Raw genomic sequence first — 9,469 nt, 5'->3', positions numbered from 1 at the left:
GCTCCCAGGAGGGGCGCGGACGAGCCGGGCAGCGAGGCGCCAGGGCGGAAGAGGGGGACGCCGGTGGCGAGGGAAGCGAAGCTCTGGACGAGGCGACGACGGAGGGCGGCGGACACTGGATTTCGTTTCCCATGGCCGCGCATTCCCTCTCAATCGGACCTCCAAGGACCCGCCGGGCCCGGCCGGGCACCAACCGGGCTTATTCGTTGCTTTCCGCTGACTGTCCGCCCGCTTGGTGGGCAGAAGGGATTCAGGTGCAGTTCACGCGGTCTTGAACTATATGAACGACCCTGAAGGAGACCGCGCACATGGATGTCGCTCACGAGCTGACGGAGTTTCTGGGGCAGGTGGAGCAGCGGCTGACCGAATTGCTCGCGGATGGCGATGTCGGCCCGGACGTGAAGGGCGACACGCTGATGGATGCGGCGCGCCACCTGTGTCTGGGGGCCGGCGGCAAGCGGGCCCGTCCCATGCTCGTCCGCCTGTTTGGTGGTGTGGTGGGGGTGCCGGCCGCCCGGCTGGTGGATGTGGGTGTGGCGGCGGAGATGATCCATTCGGCCAGCCTGCTGCATGACGACGTGGTGGACGCGGGCATGTTCCGCCGGGGCCGCCCGACGGTGAACGCGCGCTGGGGCAACATCGTCGCGGTGATGAGCGGCGACCTCATCCTGTCCACGGCGCTGTCGCGGCTGTCCATTTTGGACGCGCGCCTGGTGCAGAGCGGTCTGGCCATCGTCACGGAGATGACCCGAGCGGCCATCGCGGAGGTGGAGGCGCGAGGCGACATGAACCTGCCGCTCACGCGGCTGCGCTACATCGCCGAGGGCAAGACGGGTTCGCTGTTCGGCTGGTGCGGCAAGGCCGCGGCGACGCTGGCGGACCAGCCGGAGGCGCAGGCGCGCTTCGACGCCTTTGGCCGGCACCTGGGCGTGGCGTTCCAGATCGCCGACGACATCCGCGACATCCTGGGCACGGACGTGGGCAAGCCCCGGTACGCGGACGTGCACTCGCGCACGCCGTCGCTGCCCATCCTGCTGGCGGTGGCCCGTGACGAGTCCCTGCGCCGCAAGCTCAAGGACGCGTGGGCGTTCTCCGTCATCACCCCGGAGCGCACCCGGGAAATTGGCGCCGCCATCGAGGCGGCCGGCGCGGTGGAGGCGTCCATGGAGATGATGAACGTCGAAATCGAAGCGGCGCTCGACAAGCTGGGGCCCTTCGCGAACGACGCCGCGGGCGCGGAGCTGATGAGCTGGGCGCACCGGCTGTCGGAGGGCATCGCGCAGCAGGTGAAGGGGCGCGCTGCATGAAAGGCTACCTGTGGACAGGGGGGGATCCCGGGAGCCAGAAGACCGTCGCGCCGCCGCAGAATGGCCGGTTGGCGCCATGGGAAGCCATCGCCGTGGAGGCGGTGGGCAACGTCATCGAGTTCTGGGGCTTCAAGCGCAACCAGGGCCGCGTCTGGGGCCTGCTCTACCTGCGCGGCGAGCCGCTGACGGCCGGTGAGATTGAGCGCGAGCTGGACCTGTCCAAGGGTGGCGTGTCCATGCTGCTGCGCGACCTGGAGCACTGGGGCGTCATCCAGCGGGTGCGCGTGCCGCAGGACACGGTGTGGCGCTACGCGGCGGAGACGGACCTGGTGCGGATGGTGACGCACGTGGTGGAGGAGCGCGAGGCGGCCTTCGTCACCCGCATCCGCGCGGACCTGTCCGAGGCGCGCCGGCTGGCGGAGGGCGCTGGCGGCGTGCAGGCGGAGAAGCTGCGGCGGCTGGAGCGCATGGCCGTGCTGGCCGACCACGTGGAGCGCGCGCTGCGGCTGTTCATCAAGACGTCCCGCCTGGACGTGGGTGGGGTGCTGGGCGCGTTCCGCGACGGCGCCCTGTCGCGCGGCAAAGGCGAGCGGTAGCGGCGGGAGGACACACAATGGATTCGCACTACGACCAGGTGATGAAGGCGCGCGAGCAGGCGGACGCGAACGCGCCCCGGCGCTACTTCGCGTACTCGACCATCCTGGACCGGGCCGCCTTCGACGAGTGGAAGCACCAGCACAGCTACGGCTTCTTCGAGCTGCCGGAAGGCCGGCTCGCCGAGGCGCTGGACGTGGACCTCGTCTACGACTTCCCCTCGCGCTGGTGGGGCGGCCGGGTGGCGGGGCTGACGGACGCGCCGGGCGCGCGGGTGTACGGCCGGCTCTTCGAGATCCCCGGCAAGGACTGGCCCATCGTCCAGCACAAGGAGGGCTTCGTCACCAGCATGTGCGTGGAGCGCACGGTGCGCGTGCGCGTGGATGGCCAGGAGGTGGAGGCCACCGCGTTCGTGACCAACCCGCGCCGCGCGTCGTCGGACGGGCCGGTGAGCCCTCGCTTCGTGGAGGCGCTGGTGCGCGGCGCGAAGAGCGCCGGGCTGCCCGCGGACTACGTGGAGAAGCTGGCTCGCGGCGAGTCGCGCTGAGCCGCTCACCGCCCGGCTTCGGCTGGGCGGTGGGTGAGATGCGGTAGAGCGCGCCCGCGGGCGCCGCTGATCTCCCCATTGTCGAAGAACGTCAGGCCCAGGGGCACCGAGTGCGCCTGGAGGCCCTGGTGCGTCTTGTCGGACTGCCCGGTGCCGTCGTCGAACGGGTAGGGCGCGTCGTCGCGGTGGGTGACCGCCACCCAGCGCGTATCGGTGCCCGGCTCCCACCCAAGCCCTTCCGCGTTGCGCAGGCCCCGGGCGGACAGCTCGCGTGAGCCGCCGCTCCAGTCCCCCTGGTAGCTGGCGCCGCGCAGCGGGTCGCTGGTGGTGTCGCTCAGTCACACGTTTCAGGTGGCCACGTACACGCGCTGCTGCGCCCTGCTCCGACAGCCCGTCGCGCTCGTCGCCGTGCCCAGACCAGCACCAACATGCCTGATGGGATGTTCAGGGAGTTTGGCACGTCGAGTGGATCGCCCTTCATGCCTTCCGGAGCCTGGACCTGAGCCCCCTGGAGGCTCCAGGGGCCAGTCTGCTGACCCACGCCTTCCTGGAGTGCAGGGGAGCCGGCCCGCGCGGGTGGTCGCCGCATGGTCCTCTTTTTCTGAGCCACGATTTCCGGCTGAACGCGACCTGAACAAACCTTCAGCCACTTTTCGCGCCCCTCTTGGGGCTCCTGAACGGGCCTGAACAAACCTTCAGGGAGTTTTGCCGCCTCGGCAAACACCCATGCCTACATGAACAGAAGAGCAGGCAGTGGATTTACGAGTGAAACATGAAACAAAAATAGACAAATACAATGCAATTGATTGCAGTGTCTGTGTTTGCTGTGGATGTTTCATGTATGTATTTGATGTGTTGGCTCCCGACCTCCGGATCAGAACGGCGTGGACCGGGCTTGACGGCGGAAGGGCGTTGTGGCCTCATGAATTTGATTTCGATAATCAAAATCATCCGGAGGACGCGATGCTCGGTCAGGGATGCTGCAGGGCGGTGCTGGCGCGAGGCCCGTGCGCTGAAGTGACGCGGTGCAGCTGTGGGCACATCCACCTGGCGGTGGGGCCGGTGACGCTTCGCCTGGAGGAGGACGTCCTGCGCGCGCTGGGCCACACCCTGGTGGAGGCCATCCATCAGTTGGAGCTGCCGCACGCGCCCGCGCATGAGGCGGAAGCGCAGGATCCGGCCCCCACCGCCGCCCACGGGGCGCCCACCGGCGGGTGGAAGCAGTGAGCACCGTCCGGGGGATGATCCGCTGGGGCGGCTTCGAGCGCTCCGCGAGGGACAAGCGCCTGCCCTCCGCGTCCACGCCCCCCTCGGGCCTGCCGTCCACGCAGCGGCTGTCGCTGCGGCTGGAGGAGGGGACGGGCATCGCTCGGCGCCAGGCGGAGCAGTCCACCTTCCTGGAGGCGCTCTTCCAGGGCTCGTGGAACGGTGGCGTCTATGGCCAGTTCGTGCGCGCACGCCACTACGTGAACCACCTGCGCCAGCTGCACGTCGTCTACGAGGCGCTGGAGTCCGTACTGCCGAGGCTGAAGGACGGCCCGCTCACGCGCGTGCTGCGGCTGCCGGAGCTGCGGCGGGCCTCCGCGCTGCTGGCGGATCTGGACTGGTTCTGCGGCGACACGCGCACGAAGCCCTTCGCCTGCGCGGAGACCCGGCTGCACGCCGAGCGGATCCGCGAGGTGGCGGCGGAGGCTCCGCACCTGCTCATCGCCCATGCCTGGGCCCGCTGCGTCCAGGACCTCTACAACTCGCCCCAGCGCTCGGAGCTCATCGCGCGGGCGTTCGAGCTGGAGAACGGCCGGGGCACGGCCTTCTACAACGCGGTGTCCGCCGCGGAGCTGCTCGCCTTCCAGAGCCGGCTCGTGGCCCGGCTGGACGAGGTGCCGTTGACGGAGGGCGAGGCCCAGGAGGTGGTGCAGGAGGCGCGGCTGGCCTTCCGCATCCAGGCCCTCATCTGCGACGAGCTGGCCCGGGACGCCCCGGAGCTCGAGGGCCTTGGCGGTACGCCCGGGTAGGGTTGCTCCGAACCCACGGAGGAGGTGGTCCGACCCCCGGCCCGCCTCCTCGCCTGGGAGGGCGATGTGCCGTTTCGTGACAGGCACGTTAGGATGGCGGAACGTGACACTCCAGATGACCTCTCCCATTGATCGCCGCGCTTTTCCGCGCATCCACGCGCCCCTCTATTCGCGCCCCGCGCGCATGAAGGTGGGCGAAAAGAAGCAGGTGCTCGACGTCAGCCTCGGGGGCGCGCGCATCTACTCGGATGATCCGCAGGACGTGGGCTCGCGCCTGGACCTGGAGTTGTTCCTTCCGGACGGCAGCTCGGTGGAATGTACGGCGCGCATCGTCTGGGCCATCAAGTTACCCAAGGACGCCGTGGCCCGCTTCGAGGTGGGCCTGTCCTTCATCGACGTGCCAGAGCCCATCCTGGCACGTCTGAAGACCGTCCTCGTCTCCGACGAAGGCTGAAAGCCCGCGCTACGCCGCCGACGCGCTGTCCAGCTCGCGCAGGTCGTCCGCCTCCAGCTTCAGGGAGAAGGCCCCGAGCAGCTCCTTCAGCTGCGGCACGGACGTGGCGCTGGCGATGGGCGCCACCACCGTGGGCCGCGTCGTAAGCCACGCGAGCGCCACCTGCGACGGCGTCACCCCCCGGCGCTCCGCCACCTTCTTCAGCGCGGCGACGACGCCCCAGCCCCTCGCGTTGCCGTACTTCTTGAGCACGTTGCCCGCGCGCGGTGTCGCCGGCGCCGGCTGCCCCTCCTGGTACTTGCCGGTGAGGAAGCCCGCGGCGAGCCCGAAGTAGGGCGCCACGGCCAGGCCCTCCTTCTCACTCACCTGCTGGAGCGCGCCCTCGAACTTCGGGCGCTCCACCAGGTTGTACTCCGGTTGGATGACCTGGTAGCGCGCGAGCCCCAGCCGCTTCTGCGTGTCCAGGGCCTCCTGCGCGCGCTCCGCGGTGTGGTTGCTCAGGCCCAGGGCCTTCACCTTGCCCGCCTTCACCAGCGCGTCGAAGGCGCGGAGCGTCTCCTCGAAGGGCGTGTTCGGGTCGTCGTAGTGCGCGTAGTACAGGTCGATGCGCTCCACGCCCAGGCGGCGCAGGGACGCGTCCACGCTCTTCTCGATGTGCTCGCGCGTGAGGCCCTTGCCCAGCGCCGTCTCCGCGCCGACCTTCGTGGCAATCACCAGGCGGTCCTTCGCCTTGCGCGAGGCGATCCACTTCCCCAGCACCGTCTCCGACTCACCGCCCACGTGGCCGGGGATCCACCGCGAGTACACGTCCGCGGTGTCCACGAAGTTGCCGCCGCCTTCCACGAACGCGTCGAGCACGGCGAACGACGTCGCCTCGTCCGCCGTCCAGCCGAAGACGTTCCCGCCCAGACACAGCGGGAACACCTCCAGGCCTGTCGCTCCCAGCATCCGCTTCGCCGCTGCTCCTGCCGCCATGCCCCAGGTCCTTTCGGTGAGGCCGGGGGCTTGCTGCTACCCCGGCGTGAACCACACCACCGACAGCGGGGGCAGGGTGAGCGTCGCGGACGCGGGCTGACCGTCCCAACCCGTGGGCTCCGTGTGCACCTGGCCCCGGTTGCCCATGCCGCTGCCGCCGTACTCCCCGGCGTCGGTGTTGACCAGCTCCACATAACGGCCGTGGAGCGGGAAGCCCACGCGATAATCCTCGCGAGGTACCGGCGACAGGTTGGCCACGCACACTACGTGACGGCCAGGGGTGCGCGAGCGGCGCACGAAGGCCAGCACGTTCGCCGCGGACGCGTCCGGCTGCAGCCACTGGAAGCCCACGGGCTCGCTGTCCGAGTCGTACAGCGCGGGCACGTCGCGGTAGACGCGGTTCAGGTCACCCACCAGCTTCTGGATGCCCTTGTGGCCCGGATCATTGAGCAGGTGCCAGTCCAGGCTCTTGTCGTGGTTCCACTCCGCCGGCTGGCCGAACTCGCCGCCCATGAAGAGCAGCTTCTTGCCCGGGTGGGCCCACATCCACGCGAACAGCGCGCGCAGGTTGGCGCGCTTCTGCCACGCGTCGCCCGGCATGCGCCCGTAGAGGCTGCCCTTGCCGTGCACCACCTCGTCGTGGCTCAAGGGCAGCATGAAGTGCTCGCTGAACGCGTACAGCAGGCCGAAGGTGAGCTGGTTGTGGTGGAACTGCCGGTAGACGGCGTCCTTGGAGAAGTACGACAGCGTGTCGTGCATCCAGCCCATGTTCCACTTGAAGTGGAAGCCCAGGCCGCCCTCGCTGACGGGCTGGGACACCTTGGGCCACGCGGTGGACTCCTCCGCGATGACGACCACGCCCGGGTGCTTGCGGCGGATGGTGTCATTGAGCTCGCGCAGGAACTGGATGGCCTCTTCGTTCTCGCGGCCGCCCCAGCGGTTGGGGACCCACTCGCCGTGCTTCCGGCTGTAGTCCAGGTAGAGCATGGAGGCCACCGCGTCCACGCGCAGCCCGTCCACGTGGTACTCCTCCAGCCAGAACAGCGCGTTGGCGATGAGGAAGTTGCGCACCTCGTTGCGGCCGAAGTTGAAGACGAGCGTGCCCCAGTCCGGCTGCGAGCCCTGGCGCGGGTCCGCGTGCTCATAGAGAGCCGTGCCGTCGAACTGGCCCAGCGCGTGGCTGTCTCGCGGGAAGTGGCCCGGCACCCAGTCCACGATGATGCCGATGCCCTCCTGGTGCAGGTAGTCCACCAGGTAGCGGAAGTCATCCGGGTGGCCGAAGCGCGAGGTGGGCGCGTAGTAGCCGCCGACCTGATAGCCCCAGGAGCCGCCGTAGGGGTGCTCGGACACGGGCAACAGCTCCACGTGCGTGAAGCCCAGCTCCTTCACGTAGCGCGACAGCTCCGGCGCCAGCTCCCGGTACGTCATGGGCCGGTCGCCGTCCTCCACCACGCGGCGCCAGCTGCCCAGGTGGACCTCGTACACGCTCCACGGGTGGTGGGCCGCGTCCGCCTGCTTTCCGCGCGCCTCCAGCCACGCGCTGTCGCCCCAGGCGTAGCGCTGCAGGTCATGCACCACGGACGCGGTGGCGGGCGGCGTCTCCGTGCGGAAGGCGAAGGGGTCCGCCTTGAGCAGCGCGCCGCCGCCGTGGCCGGGGCGGATCTCGAACTTGTAGCGGGTGCCCTCGCCGACCTCCGGGATGAACAGCTCCCAGATGCCGGAGGACCCCATGCGCCGCATGGCGTGCAGGCGGCCGTCCCAGCCGTTGAAGTCACCCACCACGGAGACGCCCCGGGCGGTGGGCGCCCAGACGGCGAACGACGTGCCCTTCACGCCGTTGTGGTGGATGAGGTGCGCGCCCATGCGCTCCCAGAGCCGCTCGTGGCGGCCCTCGCCGGCGAAGTACAGGTCCATCTCCCCGATGGTGGGCAGGAAGCTGTACGGGTCGCGCAGCGTGAAGACCTTCTTGCCCGGGTACTCCACCTCCAGCAGGTAGCTGAAGGGCTCCGTGCGGCCGTTGATGCGCGCCTCGAAGACGCCGCCGGTGCGGTGCTGCATGGGCACCTTGCCCCCGAACTCCGGCAGGACGTGGATGGCCACGGCCTCCGGGCGGTAGGCGCGCACCACCACCGCGTCGCCGTCCGGGTGGACGCCCAACATGGAGTGGGGCTCCGGATGGCGCAGCTCCACCACGCGCTGCAGCTCCGCGTCCACCTGTGCTTTGTCCGCAGGCTTCCTCACTGGGCATCCTCCATCCGCAACAGGGCCTCGACGGGGATGCGCACCCAGTCCGGCCGGTTGGCGAGTTCGTAGCGCACTTCGTACAACAGCTTCTCCAGCTCGAAGGCGCGCAACATCACGTTGAAGGCTTCATCGCTGTCGGGCAGGAAGGACGCGCCGCGCGCCGCCTGGCGGTAGCCCTCCAGGAACGCGTCGCGGGTGGGGCCCACGCGCCCGCGCGGCTGGCCGCCCTCCAGCGCCACGGTGGCCTCCGCGTAGTCGAACGAGCGGATCATCCCCGCCACGTCGCGCAGCGCGCTGTACTTCTCCCGGCGCGCGGTGAAGGAGCGGGACGGCTCGCCTTCGAAGTCGAAGAACAGCCACTGGTTGTCCGAGCGCAGCACCTGGCCCAGGTGCAGGTCGCCGTGGATGCGGATCTTCTGGCCGGAGGGCGCCACCTGCGCCAGCCGCTTCGCGTACGCGATGAGTCCGTCGCGCCGGCCCTCCAGGTCCGCGTGCAGCCGCCCGGCGTCCGCCAGCGTCACGCCCAGCTCGCCCACGATGGACGCGCTCCAGCGCTGCAGGTCCTCCTGGAGCAGCGGCTCCGGGGAGAACGCCAGGTCGTCCGGCCCCGCGGAGGCGAAGGCCTTGTGCAGCTCGCCCAGCCGCGCGCCCAGCTCGCGCATGTCCCCCAGGAAGCGCTCGGAGAGCGCCTTCTCCTGGCGCAGCCGCTCCAGCGTGTACTTCCAGCCATCCACGGCGTCCGGCACGAAGCGGTGCGCCAGCGCGAGCGTCGCGCCTGCGGGCCCCTCCAGGTTCAGCGCGCCCACCAGCTGCGGCGTCGCGCGGAAGGACGTCTTCGTCGCGAGGAAGCGGCCCACCTCGTATTCGGGGTTCACGCCGGCCTCCAGCTTGCGGATGACCTTGACGATGATCCGCTCGCCCAGCACCAGCGAGGTGTTGCTCTGCTCCACGTTGAGCCGGCGCACGGAGAGCGGCTCCGGCAGCGCCACGCCGCTGTCCGTGGAGGCGATCCATTCACCCACCACGCGGCCGGAGCCGGAGGCCACCTGCCGCCCCTCGCGCGCCAGGTTGAAGACGGCGCGCACGCAGTCATCGTCTTCCAGCGCGCTGACCAGGCCGTCTGGCGTCTGCCGGGCCATGATCTGGTAGCGCTCCGGGTTTCCCAGCTCGTAGATGACCTCGATGATGGCCAGGGTGAAGGAACACGTGCCCAGCTCCATGGTCACGTGGTCCACCACGCTGACGCTCTTGATGGGCCAGGCCTTTCCAGCGAACCAGCGCTGGGTCTTGAGAAAATCCGGCAGCTTGGTCAGGTCCAGGGGCGTCACGCGGG

The 9,469-nt window shown here is 69.7% G+C and carries 10 protein-coding genes; 6 read left to right on the top strand and 4 right to left on the bottom strand.

What is annotated here, in order from left to right:
• The first annotated feature begins 308 nt into the window (after positions 1 to 308).
• The 3 genes from D7V80_RS27220 to D7V80_RS27210 are packed head-to-tail and all read left to right on the top strand — an operon-like array spanning position 309 to position 2,448.
• The gene (locus D7V80_RS27220; RefSeq protein WP_120590937.1) at positions 309 to 1,307 is read left to right on the top strand and encodes a polyprenyl synthetase family protein; all 999 of its coding nucleotides are present in this window, start codon (positions 309 to 311) and stop codon (positions 1,305 to 1,307) included.
• On the top strand, positions 1,304 to 1,903 hold the full coding sequence (locus D7V80_RS27215; RefSeq protein WP_120590936.1) for a GbsR/MarR family transcriptional regulator: 600 nt from the start codon (positions 1,304 to 1,306) through the stop codon (positions 1,901 to 1,903). Before D7V80_RS27220 ends, D7V80_RS27215 begins: the two co-directional genes overlap by 4 nt.
• Before the next feature lie 17 nt (positions 1,904 to 1,920).
• Positions 1,921 to 2,448: a gamma-glutamylcyclotransferase gene (locus D7V80_RS27210; RefSeq protein ID WP_120590935.1), complete on the top strand. Its 528-nt coding sequence runs from the start codon at positions 1,921 to 1,923 to the stop codon at positions 2,446 to 2,448.
• A gap of 5 nt (positions 2,449 to 2,453) precedes the next feature.
• On the opposite strand, the gene D7V80_RS27205 is transcribed toward D7V80_RS27210, so the two are convergent.
• Positions 2,454 to 2,648 carry a hypothetical protein gene (locus D7V80_RS27205; RefSeq protein ID WP_120590934.1) on the bottom strand — a complete coding sequence of 65 codons (195 nt, stop codon included), beginning with the start codon at positions 2,646 to 2,648 and terminating at the stop codon, positions 2,454 to 2,456.
• Between the two features lie 763 nt (positions 2,649 to 3,411).
• Here D7V80_RS27205 and D7V80_RS27200 point away from each other — a divergent pair.
• The 3 genes from D7V80_RS27200 to D7V80_RS27190 all read left to right on the top strand — a co-directional run bounded on the left by D7V80_RS27200 (position 3,412) and on the right by D7V80_RS27190 (position 4,917).
• Positions 3,412 to 3,675 (top strand): hypothetical protein, encoded by a 264-nt coding sequence (locus D7V80_RS27200; RefSeq protein ID WP_120590933.1) that lies wholly within the window; start codon positions 3,412 to 3,414, stop codon positions 3,673 to 3,675.
• Positions 3,672 to 4,463, top strand: coding sequence for a heme oxygenase (biliverdin-producing) (locus D7V80_RS27195; protein ID WP_120590932.1), 792 nt, complete (start codon positions 3,672 to 3,674; stop codon positions 4,461 to 4,463). Before D7V80_RS27200 ends, D7V80_RS27195 begins: the two co-directional genes overlap by 4 nt.
• Positions 4,464 to 4,566: 103 nt before the next feature.
• Positions 4,567 to 4,917, top strand: coding sequence for a PilZ domain-containing protein (locus tag D7V80_RS27190; protein ID WP_233585752.1), 351 nt, complete (start codon positions 4,567 to 4,569; stop codon positions 4,915 to 4,917).
• 9 nt (positions 4,918 to 4,926) lie between these two features.
• On the opposite strand, the gene D7V80_RS27185 is transcribed toward D7V80_RS27190, so the two are convergent.
• From D7V80_RS27185 to D7V80_RS27175, 3 genes are read right to left on the bottom strand one after another with little or no spacing between them, the layout of a single operon-like run.
• Positions 4,927 to 5,892, bottom strand: a complete 966-nt coding sequence (locus D7V80_RS27185) for an aldo/keto reductase (RefSeq protein WP_120590930.1) — start codon at positions 5,890 to 5,892, stop codon at positions 4,927 to 4,929.
• A gap of 36 nt (positions 5,893 to 5,928) precedes the next feature.
• Positions 5,929 to 8,133, bottom strand: a complete 2,205-nt coding sequence (gene glgB, locus D7V80_RS27180) for a 1,4-alpha-glucan branching protein GlgB (protein ID WP_120590929.1) — start codon at positions 8,131 to 8,133, stop codon at positions 5,929 to 5,931.
• Complete coding sequence (locus D7V80_RS27175) at positions 8,130 to 9,464, bottom strand: phosphotransferase (RefSeq protein ID WP_120590928.1); 1,335 nt, start codon at positions 9,462 to 9,464, stop codon at positions 8,130 to 8,132. The genes glgB and D7V80_RS27175 overlap by 4 nt, the downstream gene beginning before the upstream one ends.
• Positions 9,465 to 9,469: the final 5 nt, after the last annotated feature.

The sequence above is a fragment of the Corallococcus sp. CA054B genome, assembly GCF_003611625.1.
In the GTDB taxonomy this organism is placed as follows: Bacteria; Myxococcota; Myxococcia; order Myxococcales; family Myxococcaceae; genus Corallococcus; species Corallococcus coralloides.
Note: the sequence above shows the minus strand (reverse complement) of the source record. Positions and strands in the feature narration are given on the sequence as shown.

Coding starts and splice junctions, on each gene's coding strand:
- D7V80_RS27210 (WP_120590935.1), top strand. CDS start 1,921: ATGGATTCGCACTACGACCAGGTGATGAAGGCGCGCGAGCAGGCGGAC.
- D7V80_RS27185 (WP_120590930.1), bottom strand. CDS start 5,892: ATGGCGGCAGGAGCAGCGGCGAAGCGGATGCTGGGAGCGACAGGCCTG.
- D7V80_RS27220 (WP_120590937.1), top strand. CDS start 309: ATGGATGTCGCTCACGAGCTGACGGAGTTTCTGGGGCAGGTGGAGCAG.
- D7V80_RS27215 (WP_120590936.1), top strand. CDS start 1,304: ATGAAAGGCTACCTGTGGACAGGGGGGGATCCCGGGAGCCAGAAGACC.
- D7V80_RS27200 (WP_120590933.1), top strand. CDS start 3,412: ATGCTCGGTCAGGGATGCTGCAGGGCGGTGCTGGCGCGAGGCCCGTGC.